Source organism: Micromonospora sp. NPDC004551, assembly GCF_040609975.1.
Lineage (GTDB): Bacteria > Actinomycetota > Actinomycetes > Mycobacteriales > Micromonosporaceae > Micromonospora.
In genome coordinates, this window is sequence record NZ_JBEXLM010000004.1 from 114,638 (window position 1) to 133,820 (window position 19,183).

The following is a 19,183-nucleotide window of genomic DNA, read 5'->3' on the forward strand; positions in this document are numbered from 1 at the left end:
CCATCATGCCCGCTGGATCGGACGTTCACGGAAGCGCCGCGGCCAGTGAGCCGCCCCACAGCGGCCACCGTCGTATCCGTCTCGTGACCGTCAGGTTTCGCAGCGTCGCAGGCAGGGCACTGTCTGGCCCACGAAACGTCCCGGGCGCCAGGCCGACCGCCGGCGCCCCGACCGTCTCGCCGTGCGCCGGGGCACGGGTGACTCCCCGGTTCTTCGCCGAGGAAAGGGGGAGGGCGATGACGACGGACCCCGGCGCGGCCGCACGGCGGCGGCCGGCCCGGCGTGCGGCGGCGGCAGCCGCCGCACTCGCATTGGTGGCCCCGCTGGCCGCCTGCGGATCGGACGGTGAGGGTGGCACGCCCACCATCAACCTGTACTACCCGCCGGAGCAGAACCTGCAGAAGGTGGTGGACGACTGCAACGCCCAGGCCCAGGGGCGCTACAAGATCGTCTACCGGGTGCTCCCGCGGCAGGCCGACGACCAGCGGGTGCAGATGGTGCGGCGGCTCGCGGCCCAGGATCCCGGGATGGACGTGCTGGGCCTCGACGTCACCTGGACCCAGGAGTTCGCCAGCGCCAAGTGGATCCGGGAGTGGACCGGCCAGGACAAGGCCGAGGTGGAGCAGGGCACCCTGGCCGGCCCGCTGGACACCGCCCGCTACGAGGACAAGCTCTACGCCGCGCCGAAGAACACCAACGTGCAGCTGCTCTGGTACCGCAGCGACCTGGTCCAGGAGCCGCCGAAGAGCTGGGACGAGATGATCTCCGCCGCCCAGCAGCTCAAGCAGCAGGGCAAGCCCTACCAGGTGCTGACCATGGGGGCCCAGTACGAGGGCCTGGTCGTTCTCTACAACACCTTGGCCGAGAGCGCGGGCGGGAAGATCCTCAGCGACGACGGCAAGAAGGCCGTGATGGACGAGGGCGCGGTGCGGGCGCTCGACCAGCTCAAGAAGTTCGCCACGTCGGGCGTGACCTCGCCGTCGTTCAGCAACGCCACCGAGGATCCGGTCCGGCTGGAGTTCCAGTCCGGCGGCGGCGCCTTCGAGGTCAACTGGCCGTTCGTCTACCCGGCGATGCAGGAGGCCGCCCCGGACCTGGCGAAGAAGGTCAAGTGGGCGCGGATGCCGGGCATCGACGCGAACACCCCGAGCAAGGTCACCATCGGCGGGGTCAACATGGCGGTCAGCTCCTACTCGAAGCACCCCACGGAGTCCTTCGAGGCGGCGAAGTGCATCCGCAACGCCGAGCACCAGAAGTTCTCCGCGGTCAACGACGGCGTGCCGCCCACCATCGAGGCGGTCTACGGCGACCCGGAGATGGACAAGGCGTACCCGATGAAGGAGACCATCCTGGAGGAGCTGAAGGAGCCGGCGGTCCGGCCGCTGACCCCGGCGTACCAGAGCATCTCCACGGTCATGTCGGCGATCCTGTCGCCGCCGTCGGCGATCCGGCCCGAGCAGACCGCGAACGAGCTTCGCGACGCGATCGCCGACGCCCTGGAATCGAAGGGGGTCCTGCCGTGAGCGTGAACGCCACTCCCGCCGGCGCCGAGGTCGCGGCGGACGCCGAGCGGGCCGCCGGCCGGCACGCCGCGGTGCCCACCCAGCGGGCCGGCCGCCGGTCGAAGGCGCCGCTGAGCGAGAACAAGCGCGCCGAGCGGCGCCTCGGCTGGCTGCTCTGCGCGCCGGCCGCGCTGGTCATGCTGCTGGTCACCGCCTACCCGATCCTCTACTCGGTCTGGTTGTCGCTGCAGCGCTTCGACCTGCGCTTCCCCGACCAGCGCGAGTTCGTCGGGCTGGAGAACTACGCCACCGTGCTGACCAACCAGTTCTGGTGGACCGCGTTCGGGGTGACCGCCCTGATCACCGTGGTCACGGTCGCGGTCGAGCTGGTGCTCGGCATGGGCCTGGCGTTGATCATGCACCGGACGCTGGTCGGCCGCGGCATCGTCCGCACCGCGGCGCTGATCCCGTACGGCATCGTCACGGTGGTCGCCGCCTTCTCCTGGCGGTACGCCTGGACGCCTGGCACCGGCTACCTGGCCAACCTGTTCGACGGCAGCGCCCCGCTGACCGAGCGGGCCAGCTCGCTGGCGATCATCATGCTGGCCGAGATCTGGAAGACCACGCCGTTCATGGCGCTGCTGCTCATGGCCGGGCTGGCGCTGGTGCCCGAGGACCTGCTCAAGGCCGCCTCCACCGACGGCGCGACGGCCTGGCAGCGCTTCACCAAGGTGATGCTGCCGGTGATGAAGCCGGCCATCCTGGTGGCCCTGCTGTTCCGCACCCTGGACGCGTTCCGGGTCTTCGACAACATCTTCGTGCTCACCGCCGGCGGCAACGAGACCTCATCGGTGTCGATGCTCGCCTACAACAACCTGATCCGGGGGTTGAACCTGGGCATCGGCTCCACGATGTCCGTGCTGATCTTCCTCACCGTGGCGATCATCGCGTTCGTGTTCGTGAAGCTGTTCGGCACCGCTGCCCCCGGCAGCGACGACGGGGAGAGGCGCTGACATGGCCACCGAAACCACCGCTCGGGCGAAGCTGCGCTGGGGCCTGCTGGACGTCATCGTCGTCGTCTTCGCGCTGGTCCCGGTGCTCTGGATCGCCTCGCTGTCGTTCAAGACCCCGGCCACCCTCACCGACGGGAAGTTCTGGCCCCGGGAGTGGACGCTGGACAACTACCGGACGATCTTCGACACCGACCAGTTCGTCCGGGCCCTGGTCAACTCGATCGGCATCGCGCTGATCGCCACCCTGATCGCGGTGGTGCTGGGTGCGATGGCCGCGTACGCGATCTCGCGGCTGGACTTCCCCGGCAAGAAGCTGCTGGTCGGGGTGTCCCTGCTGATCGCCATGTTCCCGCAGGTGTCGCTGGTGTCGCCGCTGTTCGAGATCGAGCGGCAGCTCGGGCTCTTCGACACCTGGCCGGGGCTGATCCTGCCGTACATCACCTTCGCCCTGCCGCTGGCGATCTACACGCTGTCGGCGTTCTTCAAGCAGATCCCGTGGGACCTGGAGAAGGCGGCGAAGATGGACGGCGCCACCCAGGGCCAGGCGTTCCGGCGGGTGATCGCCCCGCTGGCCGCACCCGGGCTGTTCACCACGGCCATCCTGGTCTTCATCTTCTGCTGGAACGACTTCCTGTTCGCCATCACGCTCACCTCGACCGAGCGGGCCCGCACGGTTCCGGTGGCGCTGTCGTTCTTCACCGGCGAGTCGCAGTTCGAGGACCCCACCGGGGCGATCTGCGCCGCCGCCGTGGTGATCACCATTCCGATCATCCTGTTCGTGCTCTTCTTCCAGCGCCGCATCGTCTCCGGTCTGACCTCCGGCGCAGTCAAGGGTTAGGTGGTGTTGTCATGGCCGACATCGTGCTGGACAAGGTGAGCAAGCGGTTCCCGGACGGGACCACCGCGGTGCAGGACGTCGACCTGGAGATCTCCGACGGCGAGTTCGTCATCCTGGTCGGCCCCTCCGGCTGCGGGAAGTCCACCACGCTGAACATGATCGCGGGGCTGGAGGACATCAGCTCCGGTGAACTGCGCATCGCGGGGGAGCGGGTCAACGACAAGGCGCCACGGGACCGGGACATCGCCATGGTGTTCCAGTCCTACGCCCTCTACCCGAACATGACCGTCCGAGAGAACATGGCCTTCCCGCTGCGGCTGGCGAAGCTGGACAGGGAGACCATCCACCAGAAGGTGGAGGAGGCGGCGAAGGTCCTGGAGCTGACCCCGTTGCTGGACCGCAAGCCGGCCAACCTCTCCGGCGGGCAGCGGCAGCGGGTGGCCATGGGGCGGGCGATCGTCCGGCAGCCCAAGGCGTTCCTCATGGACGAGCCGCTGTCCAACCTGGACGCGAAGCTGCGGGTGCAGATGCGCACCGTGGTGTCCCGGCTGCAGAAGCAGCTGGGCACCACCACCGTCTACGTGACCCACGACCAGACCGAGGCGATGACCCTCGGCGACCGGGTGGTGATCATGCGGGGTGGCGCGGTGCAGCAGGTCGGCCCGCCCCAGGAGCTCTACGACCACCCCCGCAACCTCTTCGTGGCCGGGTTCATCGGCTCGCCGTCGATGAACTTCCTGCACGCCGCCGTGGAGGACGGTCACCTCCGCACGGCGTTGGGGGACGTGCCGATCGGCGACCGGGTACGCCGCCAGCTCGACGGCGGCGACGCCCCGCGCGAGCTGATCCTCGGCATCCGTCCGGAGCACTTCGAGGACGCCGCGCTGATCGACGACGAGACCCGGCGCCGGGGCCTGGAGTTCGAGGCGCCGGTCGACATCGTCGAGTCGATGGGCTCGGACAAGTACGTCTACTTCACCGTCGAGGGGGAGCGGGCCAGCGCCGCCGAGCTGGAGGAACTGGCCGCGGACGCGGGGGCGGCGGACTTCACCGGGACCGGGTCGAGCCTGGTCACCCGGCTGTCGGCCGAGTCGCCGGTCCGCGAGGGCGAGCCGCGGCGGGTCTGGTTCAACCTGGAGAAGATCCACCTGTTCGACCCGTCCACGGGGCGGAACCTCACGCTGCACGAGGGGCGGGCGTCGGGCGCGCTGGCCGACTGAGCGGCACCATGCCGGGCCGGCGGGCGTTGCCCGCCGGCCCGGTCGCGGTGTCACCAGGTGAGCCGCAGCGGCAGCCCGAGGAAGCCGGCGTAGCGGGCGAGGGCCGACCCGACGCGGGCCCGAAGCGCGGCGTCGAAGGGCGTCAACTGCTGCACGGTCACGGTGACCGCCCGCTTGGCGATGGTCCGCTTCCAGATGCCGACCGTCCGGCCACCCCGCACCACCGTGGCCTGGAAGATCCCGTTGTTGCCGGGGACGACGGCGTTCGCGTGCTCCGGGTCGAGCATCAGCGAACGGTCCCGGTAGCCCAGCAGGTACTCGTCGAAGCCGGGCAGGGTGTGCACGTCGTCGACCGGCGCCCGCGGCGCGTCGAGCAGGGAGGCGTCGACCACGGCCGGCGTGCCGTCGACCTCGACGGGGGCGAGCGCGTCGCCGGCCGCCGCGATGCCCCGGGTGGCGTCGGTGACCGTGAGGCCGGTCCACCGGGCCAGCTCGTGCCGGGTCACCGGGCCGTGGCCGCGGACGTAGCGGTGGGCCAGCAGGCCGAGGGCCTCGTCCCGCTCGGGGCGGTGCGGATCCGGCGCCCACTCGTCGAGCAGCGCGAACGTCTGGTCGGTGCCGACGTGCGGGGCGATACAGGTGACGCCGCGCTGGCTCGCGTACCACAGCAGGTGGTAGCCGCGCTGGCCGTCGGTGTCCAGCCCGGCGGCGCGCAGCGTGGCCAGGCACTCCGCCCGGGTGAGCCGGCCCCCGCCCGCCATGGCCTCGCCCAGCACGTCGGCGGCGCGGTCCGCGTCGGACTCGGACAGCCCGAGCTGCGCCCGCCGGGTGGCCGCGCCGGCCAGCGACCGGACGCCGGTCACGGCCAGCATCCACCGCGCGTCGCGGGGCGGCACCAGGTGCACGGTGCCCCGCATCGGCCAGGTGCGCAGCGCCTCGCGCCGCTCCAGCGCCGCGCGCACGTCGTCCTGGGTGCGGCCGGGCAGGCGTACGCCGAGGGACCACAGGCCGCTGGCCGCGTCCTGGGCCTGCATGGCGCCGAACCACTCGACCACCTCGGCCACGCTCTCCGGGCGCGCGGTCGGGTGCGGGCGTAGCAGCAGGCTGGTCATCCGCAGCGCCAGCGCCTCGGCGCCGGTGAGACGTGCGGTCACGTGGGTGCCTCCCGTCGAGGTGGACGGTCAGCATAGGTCGCCGGTACGACGTTTCCGGTGGACGGACGACCGGACGGGCGGGCCGTGGCCCACCCGCCCGGGATGCCGTCGTGTCAGCGGTTGCGGCGTGCCCGCTCCGGCACGTCGGCGTCCACCAGCTCCCGGCGGACCTGCGCGTTGACCGGCTGTTCCTCGACGACCTCGTCCTTGCTCAGCCGGACCCGCTCGACCGGGACCTGCTCCTTGGCGACCACCGGGTGCTCGGCGCGCAGCTCCATCTCGCGCTGCTCCTCGCCGATGCCGGTCCGGGCGGCGTCCCGATCGGCCTCGCTGACCGGTTCGTGGATCACCGTCACCTCGTCGTGCTCGACCGGCACCTTGGTCTGCACGTTCTCGGTGACCACGCGCTTGCTCAGCCGAGCCGTGCCGGCCGGCTCGCTCTCGGTGCCGACCCGCAGCCGCTCCTCGGAGCGGACCACCTCGGGCGCGCCCGGCATCCGCTGCGGTGCCGGCCCGGCCTGCTCACCGAGCTGGTAGTGCCGGTAGAGCTGGGTGAGCTGGTCGGCGCCGAGGGGCTGGTCGGTGCCGGTCTCCACGCTGGGAGCGCCGCGCACGGTCGCCTTGTCGTACGGCACCTGGAGGCGGCCGTCCGGCTGCATCCGGGCCGCCTGGAGCGGTGCCATCGACTCGTGATGGCCCATCGTCCCGGTCTTCACGCTGACCCAGGTCGCCTCGCCGGCGGGGTCGGCCCAGACCTGGCCCACGCTGCCGATCTTCGCGCCCGAGCGGTCCTGGACGTCCTGCCCGTACAGCGAGCGGACCTGCTGCTCCGTCAGTCGCATTGGTGCGTCCTTCCTCTCGTGGGTCACCAGCCGAGTCCCCGGCGCCGCGCCCGGCATTCCCCTGAATCGGGACGAACAGGAGGGGGAGTAGCAGCGGTGCCCGGAACGCCGGGCCGCGACGCATAAGCGTGACCGCAGCGGGGATGCGCCGCCGGTGACCGGTGCGAGGAATGTGAGGTGTGGGTGATGACAGCGTCCAGTGAACCGATGCGCGGTGCCGCCCGGCCCGCGGGACCGGCCGGCGGGGCGAAGACCAGCGCCGCGGCCACCTTCTCCCTGGTGTTCGGGGTGGCGGGCCTGCTCAGCGTGCTCACCGCGATCCTGGCCTCGGTGGGGCTGCTGCTGGGGATCATCGGCGTCATCCTGGCCATCGTCGGGCTGCGGATGAGCGGGCGGCCCGGTGTCACCGGGCGCGGCGTGGCGATCGGCGGCCTGGTGCTCAGCGGACTCGCGGTGCTGCTCGGGTTGGCGCTCGCCGCCGGCATCAGCACGTTCGTCAACAACGAGCAGGCGGTGAACCGGCTGGAGAAGCGGGTGACGGACCTGCGGGACAAGATCAACCACTGAGCCGGGGAAGCACCCCTGATCGCGCTACGCCAGCCACGCCGCCGGCGGAGCGCGATCCCGTTACCTCTCAGTGGACTCTAGTGAGCACACGGTCGGTAGTCCCGTCCTTGCGGTGGGACGGTCCCGGTCTGATCCGCGGTGGCGGTGCCGGGTTCACGCTTCACTGCCACCTGCCCGCGTTGGCGGGTCTTCTGGTCGGCTCGACGTGCTGCCACCGGGCCACTCCCGGCGGTGTCGTACTGGGCCGCGAGGGCGGCGAGGTTGAGTGCGGCGTTGTGGTCGCGGTCTATGGTCAGGCCGCAGGTCTGGCAGTGGTAGGTGCGTTCGGACAGGGCCAGTTTGGTTTTCACCGTGCCGCAGCCCGAACACGTCTTGCTCGATGGATACCAGCGGTCGGCCACGATCAGCCGGCCGCCGCTCCACTGGGTTTTGTACACAAGCTGCCGGCGGAGTTCGCCGAGTCCCGCGTCAGCGATGTGCCTGGCGAGTCGCCGGTTGGCGAGCATGCCGGTGACGTTGAGGTCTTCCACCACAATCGCGCCGTGTTCGTGGGCCAACCGGGTGGTGAGCTTGTGCAGGCTGTCGCGGCGCAGGTTGGCGACCCGGGCGTGGGCCCGACCGAGCCGGGCAGAGGCGCGCTGCCACCGGTTGGAAGGGCGGCGGCCGGTTCTGCGGTCCGGGCCGGTCTTGCGCGACAGCGCCCGGCCGAGGTGCCGCAGGCGCTGGCGGGCGGCGGTGAGGTGGCGCGGGTTGGGCTCCGTTTCGCCGGTGGACAGCACGGCAAGGTTCGTGATGCCGACGTCGACCCCGATCGTCGACTCGGGCCGCGTGGGTCGGCGCTCGGCCCGCTCGACCTCGACGCAGAAGGACACATGCCACCGGCCGCCGTCACGCCGGACGGTCGCGGACATGATCCGGGCGGTGCCGTTGTCGATACGCCGGGCCAGCTTGCGGCCGGACTCGTGCAGCTTCAACCGTCCCAGCCGCGGCAGCACCACATGCTGACGGTCCGGCTCGACCCGGATCGTGCCGGTGGTGAATCGCACGGCCGGTGTGCTGCGGCGGCGGGACTTGAACCGAGGGAAACCGACCGGGCGGCCGGCCCGCTTGCCCGTCCGGGAGTCCGACCAGTTCTTCAACGCCCGAGCGAGCGCGTCGAGCCCGGTGTTGAACGCTTCCTTCGAGCATTCCCGCCACCACGGCGCGACATCGGTCTTCGCGGCGTTCCACGCCTTGCGCAATGCCGGCAGCGACCAGCTGACCGCCGGGGTCAGCAACTCCTCTGTCACCCCGTAGGTGCGTTCAGCCGCCCGCTGGTCCATCACCGCCTTCACCCGAGCCAGCGCCCAGTTGTGCGCGACCCGGGCGGCCCCGGCGTGCGCGAGCACCCCGCGTTCCTGACCGGGGGTCAGGTCCAGGGCGAAACGGTACGCCTGGACTGTCTTCACCCCGGGTCCCCGGTGGCAGCTTCGATGGCACGACGGGCGCGGTCCGCCGCCGCGCGGCGACCGTACCGGCGGGCGCACAACGACGTCAGGACCTCGGTCACGTCACCCACCAGATCGTCGTCCACCCGGCGGGATCGACCACGAGCAGACGGCGGCCCTGCGCGGCAAGAGCGGCCTCGACATACTCGGCACCGAAACGGGCGAACCGGTCCCGATGCTCGACCACGATCGTCGAAACGGCCGCGTCGCGCAGCAACGCCAGGAACTTCTCGCAACGCCCGTTGAGCGCCGAACCGACCTCGGTCACCACCCGATCCACACCCAGGTGCCGCCCGGTCGCCCACATCGTGACCCGGGCGACCTGCCGGTCCAGATCCGCCTCCTGATCGGCCGACGAAACCCGGGCGTACACCACGACCTGCCCGGCGTCCGGGACCGCGCCCGTCACCGGCTCACCGACCATGATCAGCCGGCCGAGCCGAAACGTCGGAACAGGCAGCATCCCCGCCGCGTACTGCCGCCGCGCAGTCACATACGAGACACCAGTCGCCGCCGCCCACCCCTTCAAATTCACCGCAGTAACTATAAAACGCTAAGTGACGCTACGGACCACCCACACGCCAGCAGTTGTTAACCCCGTTCAGCTCCCGACGCGGGGCGGCGGCGGTACGCCGGCGCCGGTGCGACCAGGATCCTCGCGCGCCGCGGTCCGGGGAAGCGTTTTCCATCGGAACTTGCGCAAATATTGAGCCACGGCAAGGTATCGATCCAAATCAACCTGGTGAGCGTTGTCGGCAGGCCGCTGTCCCGCGCCCGGCGTTTGACGTCGCAAGCAACGGGTAGTCGCCGGAGCTGACCCGAAACGAGGAGGAATCGTCTGATGGATGGCCAGATCAAGGCCGCGGTGATCTATTACAGCGCGACCGGCATCACCTACCAGATGGCGCAGGCGGCGGTGGAGGCCGCCGGGGAGGCCGGAGCCGAGGTGCGCCTGCGCAAGGTACGTGAGCTGGCGCCGGACGAGGCGATCCGCTCGAACTCGGGCTGGCAGGCGCACCGGCTGGAGACCCAGGACGTGATGGAGGCGCAGCCGGACGACCTCTCCTGGGCCGACGTCGTGATCATGGGCGCGCCCACCCGCTACGGCATGATCGCCGCCCAGCTCAAGCAGTTCATCGACACCACCGGCCCGCTCTGGGCACAGGGCGCGCTGGCGAACAAGGTCTACACCGGCTTCACCTCGACCGCGACCCTGCACGGCGGCCAGGAGGCGACGCTTCTCTCGCTGTATACGGTCTTCTACCACTGGGGCGGCATCGTGGTGACCCCCGGCTACACCGACCCCAGCCAGTTCGTCGCCGGCAACCCGTACGGGGCCTCGCACACCAGCAACAACGGCGAGAATCCTCCGGACCACGTGGCCCTCGGGGCCACCGCGCTGACCGCCAAGCGGGCCGTACAGATGGGCATGGCGCTCAAGAAGGGCATGGCGGGCTGACCCTCCACCCCAGGTGACCGGTGGCCGGACGAGGGCTCTCGGCTCGTCCGTACCACCGGTCGCCCTTCGCCCTACCCCCGATCGGCCGGTCCATGCCCGGACAGCGCCGGATGGGCCAGCAGGTGCCCGAGCAGGTCCGCCAGGACGGCCATGCCGTCGCGGCTGAGCACCGACTCCGGGTGGAACTGCACCCCGGCGAAGCCCGGTCCGCGCAGCGCGTGCACCGCACCGTCCGCCGGGTCCCGGGACAGCTCCACCGTGCCGTACGCGGTGGGGACCCGGTCCGCGCCGGCCCGGGCCGTGAAGCTGGAGTAGAAGCCGACCCGGCGGAGCGCCCCGAACACCGGCACGTCCCGCGGCAGCCCCTGGTAGGGCGCGTCCCGGCGGTGCAGCGGCAGGCCCAGCAGCCCGGCGAGCAGCTGGTGGCCGAGGCAGACCGCGAGGGTCGGCCGGCCCGCCGCGAGCAGGTCCGCCAGCAGTGCCCGCATGGTCGCCATCTTCGGCTCGGCGAGGTCGTTCGGGTCGCCCGGGCCGGGACCGACCACCACGAGGTCGTACCCGTCGACCGGCCCGGCGTCGGGCCAGTCCCGCCGGGTCACCGCCAGGCCGAGCGCGCCGAGCTGGTGGGCGAGCATCCCCGTGAAGGTGTCCTCGCCGTCGACGATCAGCGCACGTCGACCGGCCAGGCCGGGCAGGGCGGTCGCCCCCGGGACGCGCTGGTCCAGCCAGAACCGGGCCAGCGGCGCGTTGCGGGCGGCCAGCGCGGCGCGTACCTCCGGGTCGTCGGCGTACCGCAGCGGGGCCTCGGCGCCGCCGGTCGGCGCGTCCGGGCCCAGGCCGAGCGCGGCCAGCACACCGGCCGCCTTGGCGTGCGTCTCGGCCACCTCGCCCGTGGCGGTGGAGTGCCGGACCAGGGTCGCGCCGACCGGCACCCGCAGCTCGCCGTCGGGGGACAGCTCGGCGGTGCGGATCAGGATCGGCGCGTCGAGGGTCTGCCGGCCCTGCTCGTCGCGGCCGAGCAGGGCGAGCACGCCGGCGTAGTAGCGTCGGCCGGTCCGCTCGTGCCGGGCGATCACGCGGCAGGCGTTCTCCATCGGGCTGCCGGTGACCGTGGGCGCGAACATGGTCTCCCGCAGCACCTCCCGGACGTCCCGCGAGCCCCGCCCGGCCAGCAGGTACTCGGTGTGCGCGAGATGCGCCATCTCCTTCAGGTACGGCCCGACCACCTGGCCGCCGTGCTCGGCGACGGTGGCCATCATCTTCAGCTCCTCGTCGAGCACCATGTACAGCTCCTCGACCTCCTTGGGGTCGTCGAGGAAGCGCAGCAGCGCCGCCCGGTCCGCCGCCGCGCCGGTGTGCCGGAAGGTGCCGCTGATCGGGTTCATCATGACCAGGCCGTCGTCCACGCTGACGTGCCGTTCCGGGCTCGCCCCGACCAGGGTCCGGCTGCCGGTGTGCACCACGAACGTCCAGTACGCGCCCCGCTCGCGCAGCAGCAGCCGGCGCAGCGCCGCCAGGGCGGCCACCAGCGGCGGCCCCTCGACGGTGGCCCGCAGGGTGCGGTGGATGACGAAGTTCGCGCCCTCGCCCCGGCCGATCTCGTCGCTCAGCACCCGGGCCACGGTGTCCGCGTACTCGGCGTCGGAGATGTCGAAGGCGGCGTCCCGGGTCACCACCGGCGCGTCGGGCAGGGCCGCCAGCACCTCGTCGAGCTCCAGCCGCCGGTGCTCGGCGATGAGCAGGCACTCCAGCGGCAGGCCGTCGTCCACGCAGGCGAAGCCGCGCTCGGCGATCTGCCGGTAGGGGACCAGGGCCAGCGTGCGCGGCCCGGGTGCGCCGTCGGGCAGCGGGAGGTCGGCGAGCCGGTCGGCCGTGCGTACCGGACCGGTGTAGAGGTCGACGTGGTCGGCGCCCTCGCGGCGGACGAGCGCGAACGGGCCGGGGTCGCGGCCCGCCGCGACGGCGGCGAGCGGGTCGTGCGGGCGGGTCATCGGGTCTCCTCGGTGGGCCGGAGGCCGCCGGCGAGGCGACCCGGGGTGCCGGGGAGAGACCGGCGGCCGCCTCGTCGGGCGGCCGCGTGGGGAGCTACGCGCGGGGGTGGGCCGCCGGGTCGGCGGGCCACCAGCAGGTCAGGTGCGCGGGCATGGCGATCACTGTACGCGACCGGGCCGGGCCGGGGAACCCGATCGCGGCCCCGGCCCGGCGGATCTTGGCTTCGCCGCGGCCCCCGGCGGGTAGGTTGACCCGCGATGGACATTCTCGCTCTGGACCTGGGCACCTCCTCGGTGCGCGGGCTCGTGCTGGACGCGGACGCCGTTCCGCGGCCCGGCGCGCTGGCCCGCCGGAAGGTGCGCCTGGCGACCGGGGACGACGGCAGCGGCGTCCTGGACGGCCCCCGCTACCTGGCCTGCCTCGTGGAGTGCCTGGACGAGCTGGCCGCCGCCGGGCACCTGCGGGACGTCGAGCTGGTGGCCACCTCGGCGCAGTGGCACTCGGTGCTGCCGCTGGACGCCGACGGCGCGCCGCTCGGCCCGGTGCTCACCTGGATGGACACCCGGCCGGAGGCCCTTCCGGGCGCGGCCGGGCCGGCCGATCCGGACGCCTTCCACGAGCGCACCGGCGCCTGGTGGCACCGCTGCTACTGGACCATGCGGCTGCCCTGGCTGCGGGAGCACTGCGGCAGCCCGGTGGCCCGTTTCGGCGGCCTGGTCGAGTACGCCCTCGGCGTGCTGCTGGACGAGGCGCCGATGTCCGTGTCGATGGCCTCCGGCACCGGGCTGCTCGACCTGCGCCGGCTGGAGTGGGACGCCGAGGCGTGCGCGCTGGCCGGCGTACGCCCCGAGGACCTGCCGGCGCTGGCCCCGCAGCGGTGGCGCGGCCGGCTCCGCGTCGACTTCGCCCAGCGCTGGCCCCAGCTCGCCGACGCCCGCTGGGCCGCACCGGTCGGCGACGGCGCGGCGTCCAACGTGGGCTCCGGCTGCGTCGACCCCTCCCGCGCCGCGGTCACCGTCGGTACCTCCGCCGCCGTACGCCTGATCCAGGCCGGGCCGGCCGGCGCGGAGCTGCCGCCCCTGCCCGAGCAGCTCTGGCGCTACCGGGTCGACCACGAGCACGTGGTGACCGGTGCGGCGTACTCCAGTGGCGGGAACCTGTTCGCCTGGGCGGCCCGCGAGCTTCGGTTGCCCTCCGGCGCAGAGTTGGAGGCGGCGCTGGCCCGCTCCGGAGCGAGCCTGACCCTGCGCGCCAACCCGCGACTGGGCGGGGACCGGCCGCCGGGCGTCGCCCCGGCCGGCTCCGGGGAGGTGCGTGGCCTGAGCTTCGGCACCACGGCGGTCGACATCCTGGCCGTCCTCATGACCGAGCTGTGCCGGCTGGTGGCCGCGGACCTCGCCCTGGTGGAGGCCGGCGTGGGGGAACCGGCCGAGGTGGTGCTCGGTGGCGGCGCCATGGCCGCCTCGGCCTGGTGGCGGGCAGCCTTCGTCGACGCGCTGGCCCCGCGTGCGGTGCTGCACCAGCACAACCCGGAGATCGGGGCGACCGGCGCCGCGCTGGTGGCACTCGGCCGCATCGCCGAGGCGGCGCACGTGAGCGGCATCGGCCGGGCGGACGACCGGGAGGCGCCGAACACCGTACCCGCCCGTGCGCCGCGCTGACGTTCCTGCTCGTGCGGCTGGCCGGTCCGTTTGACACCGCCCGCCGGCCTGGTTGGATGGACTTCCGCTCCCCGCTTTCGGTGGAGCCGTGGGGTTCCAAGGAGGACAGCGTGGGCGCAGGTCCCGACCCGGCTGGGCGCGCCGCCTCGCAGCCGCGCCGGAGCCCCTCCGAGGACCGGGTGGCACCGCACCGGCGGCGGCGCTCGCGCTTCCGGTTGCGGGACTGGCGGATGGGCACGAAGCTCGCCACCGTGCTGGTGCTGCCCTCGGTGGCCTTCCTCGTGCTCGCCGGGGTGCAGACCCGGGGGCTCGTCGGGCAGACCACCGCGCTGAGCGACTTCGCCCAGCAGGTCGGCATCGGCCGGCAGATCAGCACGGCGGTGGACCGGCTCCAGCAGGAGCGCGACCGCTCCGCCGGTGAGCTGGCCGCGCTGCGCAAGGCCCGCGGCAGCGCGGACCGGGACGCGGCGGTCGCCGCGCTCAAGCCGCTCCAGGACGCCACCGACCAGGCGATGAACGACCTGCGCGCCGCGGCCGAGCCCCTCGCCGACGCCGACGCGGCCTGGCGGGTGGCCTACTCGGAGGTGCTGGAGGCGTACGACCAGGTCGTCTACATCCGTGCCGCCGTGCCGCCGGCGGTGCTGTCCAGCGACACCGTGCTGAGCAACTACCACCGGGCCATCGCCGCTCTGCTCAACCTGCTGGCCGAGCCGTCGCCCGGCGACGACCAGCGGGCGCTGACCCACGCCGTGCTCCGGTACGTGCAGCTGTCCCGGGTCAAGGAGCTGTCCTCGCGGATCCGGGCCGAGCTGTACGCCGCCGCCCGGGCCGGCCGCTACGAGGTGGACGACCAGGTCACCCTGACCGACCTGCGCGCCCAGCAGCTCACCGCGCTGGGCGCGTTCCGCGTCGCCGCGACCGCCGACCAGGTCCGCCGCTACGACGAGACCTCGGTGGATCCGGCGTTCGTGTCGGCCGCCAGGTTGGAGGAGCAGACCCTGCCGAGCGGGGCCGCCGAGCCGGCGCTCCTGCCGGCAACGCAGTGGTGGGCGGCCAGCGGGGAGCGACAGGAGCTGCTGCGCCAGCTGGAGGCCGGCGTCCTCGACGACGCGGTACGCCAGGCCGACGACACCAGCACCCGGCAGCTGCGGGACACCCTGCTGGTGGTGGGCGGGATCCTCGGCGTACTCCTGGTGGCCGTGCTCATCTCGCTGCTGGTCGGCCGGTCGGTGGCCCGCTCGATGCGGCAGCTGCGCGGCCAGGCGCTGCGGATCGCGCAGGTGGAACTGCCGCACACGCTCGACCGGCTGCGGGCGGTCGACCGCCCGGTGGGCACCATCGACGTGCCGCCCGCGGTGGTCGACTCGCAGGACGAGATCGGCGAGCTGGCCGAGGCGTTCGTGGCGGTGCACCGCAGCGCCGTCGACGTCGCGGTCGAGCAGGCGATGATGCGGCGCAACGTCAACGCCATGTTCGTCAACCTGGCCCGGCGCAGCCAGGTGCTGGTCGAGCGGCAGCTCGAACTCCTCGACGAGCTGGAACGGGAGGAGAGCGACCCGGACCAGCTGGAGAACCTGTTCAAGCTCGACCACCTGGCCGCCCGGATGCGCCGCAACGACGAGAGCCTGCTGGTGCTCGCAGGCACCGAGTCCAGCCGGCGGTGGAACCGGCCGGTCGGCCTCGGCGCGGTGCTGCTCGCGGCCAGCGCCGAGATCGAGCAGTACCAGCGGGTACGCCACGACTTCCGGTCCGACCTGCACGTCGTCGGCCACGCGGTGGGCGACCTGGTGCACCTCTTCGCCGAGCTGCTGGAGAACGCCACCGCCTTCTCCCGCCCGGACACCGTGGTGCGGGTCGTCGCCGGCGCGGACGGCGCGGGCGCGTTCGTGGAGATCGCCGACCAGGGGCTCGGGATGAGCCCGGCCGCGCTGGCCGAGGCGAACACGGTGCTGGCCGAGCCGCCCGCGGCCGACGTGGCCGCCTCCGAACGGATGGGCCTGTTCGTGGTGAGCCACCTGGGCGCCCGGCACGGCGTGCGGGTGCGGCTGCGGGGCGGCCCGGACGGCGTGGTCGCCCGGATCCTGATCCCGGCCGAGCTGCTGGCCGCGGCGCCCGCGCCCGGGCTGGACCAGCCGGCCGCGCCCCGGATGCTGACCAGCCAGGTCGCCGCCGCCTCCCGCCTGGCCTCCGGCGCCGCGCCCCTGCGCGCCGCGACCGCCGAGCTGCCAGTGGCCGGCCGCCGCCCGCCCGCGCCACCGGTCGAGCTGCCGGTGTCGCCGTTGACGGGGCTTCCGCTCGGCGGGACGCCGCCCGCGACGGACCCGTCCCGCCCCGGCCGTCCCGCCACGGCGCCCGGTTCGGCCGTGCCGCGGCCCCGCCCGGTGCCGGGCCGGGCCGAGGAGGTGCTCGCGGCCGGGGCGCCGACGGGCGGCTGGTTCAGCCGTCAGGGTCCGGCGGCCGCGGTCCTCGGTGTGACACCGGCGCCGGCCGCGACGCCGGTCACCGGAGGCACCAACGAGCGGGGCCTGCCGGTACGCGTACCGATGGCCCAGCTCACCGCGGTCACCCAGCCCGCGAACCCGGACCGGCCCGTGCGTCACGAGCCGGACCCGGAGGCGGTCGGCGGCATGCTCTCCCGCTACTACAGCGGGGTGCGGCGGGCGGAGGCCGAGGAGACCACCGAGATGTACCTGCCGCGCGATGAAGGGGGACGACAGTGACGACGTTGAGCCAGGAGGCACGGGACCTGAGCTGGCTGGTGAACGCGTTCGCGGAGCGAGTGCCGGGGGTGGCGCACGCGGTGGTGGTCTCCACCGACGGGCTGCTCGTGGCGATCTCCGCGCACCTGCCCCGCGACCACGCGGACAAGCTCGCGGCGGTGACCTCGGGCCTGATGAGCATCACCGCCGGCGCGGCCCAGATGTTCGACGGCGACGTCGTCAAGCAGACCGTCGTCGAGATGGGCCGGGGCTACTTCCTGGTCATGCAGATCCGGGACGGCTCGATCCTGGCCACGCTGGCCGGGGCGGACGCCGACATCGGCGTGGTCGGCTACGAGATGGCGCGGCTGGCCAAGCAGGCCGGCGAGATGCTCACCCCGGCGCTGCGGGCGGAACTCCAGCAGGCGCTGCCCCGCTGAGCCGGGGCGGGCCCGGCCGGTGTCGCACCGGCCGGGCCGGCCCGCCTACAGCCCGTTGCGGCGGATCACGTCGCGGTACCAGTGGGCGCTGCGCTTGAGCACCCGGCGCTGGGTCGGGTAGTCCACGTAGACCAGGCCCCAGCGCTGCTCGTACCCCTCGGCCCACTCGAAGTTGTCCAGCAGTGACCAGACGTGGTAGCTCTCCAGCGGCACCCCGTCCCGGATCGCCCGGTGGGCGGCCGTGAAGTGGTCGCGGAGGAAGTCGATCCGGGCCGTGTCGTCGACGGTGCCGTCCGCGGCGAGGGTGTCCGGGCAGGGCAGGCCGTTCTCCGTGATCGTGATCGGCACCCGCCCGTAGTCGCGGGTGACCCGGGTCAGGATGTCGTACATCCCCTCGGGGTAGATCTGCTGCCACTGCGCCTCGGACGTCGGCCAGCGGCGGACCGTGTCGCCCTGGCCGGTGACGTAGATCGGCGTGTAGTACTGCACCGCCAGCAGGTCGACCGGGCTGGAAATGATCTTCAGGTCGCCGTCGCGCACGCCCTTGACCATCCGGCTCCCGGCACCGAGGTCGGCCAGCACGTCCTCCGGGTACGCGCCCTTGAAGATCGAGTCCAGGTAGAGCCGGTTCTCGTAGCCGTCGTACAGGCGGGTGGCGGCATCGGCCTCGGCGGTCTCGTCGGCGGGGTAGCAGGGGTGCAGGTTGAGCGCGGGACCGATCCGCCCCTGGGCGCCGGTGGCGCGCAGCGCGCGGACGGCGAGGCCGTGGGCCAGCTGGAGGTGATGGGCGACCAGGTACGCCGCCTCCGGGTCCTGCCGGCCGGGCGCGTGGTGTCCCCAGAGGTAGCCGTTCTGCACCACGGTCTTGGGCTCGTTGATGGTCAGCCAGGCCGGCACCCGGTCGCCGAGGGCGCGGAACACCGCGTCGGCGTAGTCGGCGAAGCGCTCGGCGGTGTCCCGGTTCTCCCAGCCACCGGTGTCCTGGAGGGCCTGCGGCAGGTCCCAGTGGAAGAGCGTGGCCATGGGCGCGATGTCCCGCTCGTGCAGCCCGTCGACCAGCCGCCGGTAGAAGTCCAGGCCCCGCTGGTTGGGCCGGCCGGTTCCGTCGGCCTGGATGCGCGGCCAGGAGATGGAGAACCGGTAGCTGCGCAGCCCGAGGTCGCGCATCAGGTCGAGATCCTGCGGGTACCGGTGGTAGTGGTCGGCCGCGACGTCGCCGGTGTCGCCGTTGCGGGTGCGCCCCGGGGTGTGGCTGAAGGTGTCCCAGACGGACTCGCCCCGCCCGTCCTCCTTGGCGGCCCCCTCGATCTGGTAGGCGGACGTGGCCGCGCCCCAGCCGAAGCCGGCCGGGAAGCGCACGGTGCCGTCGCGGTCCGTGTCGCTGTCGGGGTCGGGCGTGCCGTCGCAGCCGGCCACGGCGGCGGCGGACGCGACGGTCCCGGCCACGGCGGCGCCGGCCAGGCCGGCCCGGGCCGCGCCGGCGGCGGTCGCGGAGAGGGCGGCACGGCGGAGCAGGCGCCGTCTGGTGAGTAGCGACATGGGCGTTCTCCTCGGAGTGACTGGCCGCCCTGGGGGCCGGGAGCGCTCCCAGCATAGGCCAGGCGCGACCGGCCGCGTCCCGAGGGCGGGCCGCGGCAGGGGCGCGGCCCGGCCGCCGGGCGGCCGGAGGTGTGGGGTGGGCGGGGTGTCGCTCGGAGCGGGCGAGCGGCGAAGGGGGTGGGGCGGATAGCGAAGGAGGCCGTCCGGGGGGCGCGCCGCGCCTGTCCCGTCGGCCTCTTTTCCCGTCGACAACGGGGGTTTAGTGTGGGGACGGGGGAGGGCAACCCCCGTCCCCACCTGTGATGCACACACGCACGAGTGGAATTGGCGTCCGGTTGTGCGTGTCGCGCGGGAGCCGGGCCACGCGAGTGGCTCTGGTTCCACCTCCCTCCATGTCGGTGGGTGATGGCTGACGGCGGCGTCCGGGCTGGCCCGCCGTCAGCCCCTGGGGCTGGCGTGCCGGGAGCGCGGGGCTCCGGCGATCTCTTACGTGGATCTCCGTCGATGGAAGCGCTCCCATCGGCGATGCTTGCGACTGTAACGCCCGTCACCGCTTTGTGAAAGCCCCAAAACGAGATCGAAACATCGACCTGGGTGTCTGCCCTGGCCGTTGTGGTGGGAGCGCTTCCATGGCACACTCTCCACCACCACGCGGAGCCATCTCGCGAGTGCGGGCCGCCGAGGGCACCCGGTGACACCGGTGCGGCGCCCCGATCCCCGGCACGGCCGGGTCGACCACCTTTCCGGGCGCCTCCGTCCCCCCGCGTACG

Annotated in this window: 14 protein-coding genes and 1 pseudogene; 9 read left to right on the plus strand and 6 right to left on the minus strand. The window is 73.1% G+C overall.

All coding sequences use genetic code 11. The annotated features are described in order from the left end of the window. Nucleotides 1–236 precede the first annotated feature (236 nt). Genes ABZW14_RS07260 through ugpC form a run of 4 tightly spaced genes read left to right on the plus strand, consistent with a single transcriptional unit; the run spans nucleotide 237 to nucleotide 4,573 of the window. Nucleotides 237–1,523 (plus strand): ABC transporter substrate-binding protein, encoded by a 1,287-nt coding sequence (locus ABZW14_RS07260; RefSeq protein ID WP_355341198.1) that lies wholly within the window; start codon nucleotides 237–239, stop codon nucleotides 1,521–1,523. Beyond that, complete coding sequence (locus ABZW14_RS07265; protein WP_355341201.1) at nucleotides 1,520–2,515, plus strand: sugar ABC transporter permease; 996 nt, start codon at nucleotides 1,520–1,522, stop codon at nucleotides 2,513–2,515. The genes ABZW14_RS07260 and ABZW14_RS07265 overlap by 4 nt, the downstream gene beginning before the upstream one ends. Nucleotide 2,516: 1 nt before the next feature. Continuing rightward, nucleotides 2,517–3,353, plus strand: coding sequence for a carbohydrate ABC transporter permease (locus ABZW14_RS07270; RefSeq protein ID WP_355341204.1), 837 nt, complete (start codon nucleotides 2,517–2,519; stop codon nucleotides 3,351–3,353). An 11-nt stretch (nucleotides 3,354–3,364) separates the two neighbouring features. Then, entirely contained in the window at nucleotides 3,365–4,573 is a 1,209-nt protein-coding gene (gene ugpC / locus ABZW14_RS07275; RefSeq protein ID WP_355341207.1) for a sn-glycerol-3-phosphate ABC transporter ATP-binding protein UgpC, read from the plus strand. A gap of 50 nt (nucleotides 4,574–4,623) precedes the next feature. Here ugpC and ABZW14_RS07280 read toward each other — a convergent pair whose 3' ends face one another. Together ABZW14_RS07280 and ABZW14_RS07285 are read right to left on the minus strand one after the other, a co-directional pair. Next, the gene (locus ABZW14_RS07280) at nucleotides 4,624–5,727 is read right to left on the minus strand and encodes a winged helix DNA-binding domain-containing protein (protein ID WP_355341210.1); all 1,104 of its coding nucleotides are present in this window, start codon (nucleotides 5,725–5,727) and stop codon (nucleotides 4,624–4,626) included. A 113-nt stretch (nucleotides 5,728–5,840) separates the two neighbouring features. Further along, the gene (locus ABZW14_RS07285) at nucleotides 5,841–6,569 is read right to left on the minus strand and encodes a YsnF/AvaK domain-containing protein (RefSeq protein ID WP_355341213.1); all 729 of its coding nucleotides are present in this window, start codon (nucleotides 6,567–6,569) and stop codon (nucleotides 5,841–5,843) included. Between the two features lie 186 nt (nucleotides 6,570–6,755). Between ABZW14_RS07285 and ABZW14_RS07290 the strand changes: the two genes are divergently transcribed. Next, nucleotides 6,756–7,136, plus strand: a complete 381-nt coding sequence (locus ABZW14_RS07290; protein WP_355341216.1) for a hypothetical protein — start codon at nucleotides 6,756–6,758, stop codon at nucleotides 7,134–7,136. Between the two features lie 77 nt (nucleotides 7,137–7,213). Here the strand turns inward: ABZW14_RS07290 and tnpB are convergent, their stop codons facing one another. Further along, a complete protein-coding gene (gene tnpB / locus ABZW14_RS07295; protein ID WP_355341219.1) occupies nucleotides 7,214–8,584 on the minus strand; it encodes an IS607 family element RNA-guided endonuclease TnpB in 1,371 nt (456 codons plus the stop codon). Then, nucleotides 8,581–9,158, minus strand: a pseudogene (locus tag ABZW14_RS07300) (IS607 family transposase). The gene tnpB and the pseudogene ABZW14_RS07300 overlap by 4 nt, the downstream one beginning before the upstream one ends. A 306-nt stretch (nucleotides 9,159–9,464) precedes the next feature. Here ABZW14_RS07300 and wrbA point away from each other — a divergent pair. Continuing rightward, on the plus strand, nucleotides 9,465–10,082 hold the full coding sequence (wrbA, locus tag ABZW14_RS07305) for an NAD(P)H:quinone oxidoreductase (RefSeq protein WP_355341222.1): 618 nt from the start codon (nucleotides 9,465–9,467) through the stop codon (nucleotides 10,080–10,082). A gap of 71 nt (nucleotides 10,083–10,153) precedes the next feature. On the opposite strand, the gene ABZW14_RS07310 is transcribed toward wrbA, so the two are convergent. Continuing rightward, nucleotides 10,154–12,073, minus strand: a complete 1,920-nt coding sequence (locus tag ABZW14_RS07310; protein ID WP_355341225.1) for a chorismate-binding protein — start codon at nucleotides 12,071–12,073, stop codon at nucleotides 10,154–10,156. Nucleotides 12,074–12,331: 258 nt separating this feature from the next. Between ABZW14_RS07310 and ABZW14_RS07315 the strand changes: the two genes are divergently transcribed. The 3 genes from ABZW14_RS07315 (at nucleotide 12,332) to ABZW14_RS07325 (ending at nucleotide 16,874) form a co-directional block, all read left to right on the plus strand. Further along, nucleotides 12,332–13,735: an FGGY family carbohydrate kinase gene (locus ABZW14_RS07315; protein WP_355341228.1), complete on the plus strand. Its 1,404-nt coding sequence runs from the start codon at nucleotides 12,332–12,334 to the stop codon at nucleotides 13,733–13,735. A gap of 110 nt (nucleotides 13,736–13,845) precedes the next feature. Next, nucleotides 13,846–16,455: a nitrate- and nitrite sensing domain-containing protein gene (locus ABZW14_RS07320; protein WP_355341231.1), complete on the plus strand. Its 2,610-nt coding sequence runs from the start codon at nucleotides 13,846–13,848 to the stop codon at nucleotides 16,453–16,455. A gap of 5 nt (nucleotides 16,456–16,460) precedes the next feature. Then, nucleotides 16,461–16,874 (plus strand): roadblock/LC7 domain-containing protein, encoded by a 414-nt coding sequence (locus tag ABZW14_RS07325; RefSeq protein WP_204342026.1) that lies wholly within the window; start codon nucleotides 16,461–16,463, stop codon nucleotides 16,872–16,874. Between the two features lie 45 nt (nucleotides 16,875–16,919). Here ABZW14_RS07325 and ABZW14_RS07330 read toward each other — a convergent pair whose 3' ends face one another. Next, entirely contained in the window at nucleotides 16,920–18,413 is a 1,494-nt protein-coding gene (locus ABZW14_RS07330; protein WP_355341234.1) for a GH1 family beta-glucosidase, read from the minus strand. Nucleotides 18,414–19,183: the final 770 nt, after the last annotated feature.

Coding starts and splice junctions, on each gene's coding strand:
- ABZW14_RS07260 (WP_355341198.1), top strand. CDS start 237: ATGACGACGGACCCCGGCGCGGCCGCACGGCGGCGGCCGGCCCGGCGT.
- ugpC (WP_355341207.1), top strand. CDS start 3,365: ATGGCCGACATCGTGCTGGACAAGGTGAGCAAGCGGTTCCCGGACGGG.
- ABZW14_RS07290 (WP_355341216.1), top strand. CDS start 6,756: ATGACAGCGTCCAGTGAACCGATGCGCGGTGCCGCCCGGCCCGCGGGA.
- ABZW14_RS07270 (WP_355341204.1), top strand. CDS start 2,517: ATGGCCACCGAAACCACCGCTCGGGCGAAGCTGCGCTGGGGCCTGCTG.
- wrbA (WP_355341222.1), top strand. CDS start 9,465: ATGGATGGCCAGATCAAGGCCGCGGTGATCTATTACAGCGCGACCGGC.
- ABZW14_RS07310 (WP_355341225.1), bottom strand. CDS start 12,073: ATGACCCGCCCGCACGACCCGCTCGCCGCCGTCGCGGCGGGCCGCGAC.
- ABZW14_RS07315 (WP_355341228.1), top strand. CDS start 12,332: ATGGACATTCTCGCTCTGGACCTGGGCACCTCCTCGGTGCGCGGGCTC.
- ABZW14_RS07330 (WP_355341234.1), bottom strand. CDS start 18,413: ATGTCGCTACTCACCAGACGGCGCCTGCTCCGCCGTGCCGCCCTCTCC.
- ABZW14_RS07285 (WP_355341213.1), bottom strand. CDS start 6,569: ATGCGACTGACGGAGCAGCAGGTCCGCTCGCTGTACGGGCAGGACGTC.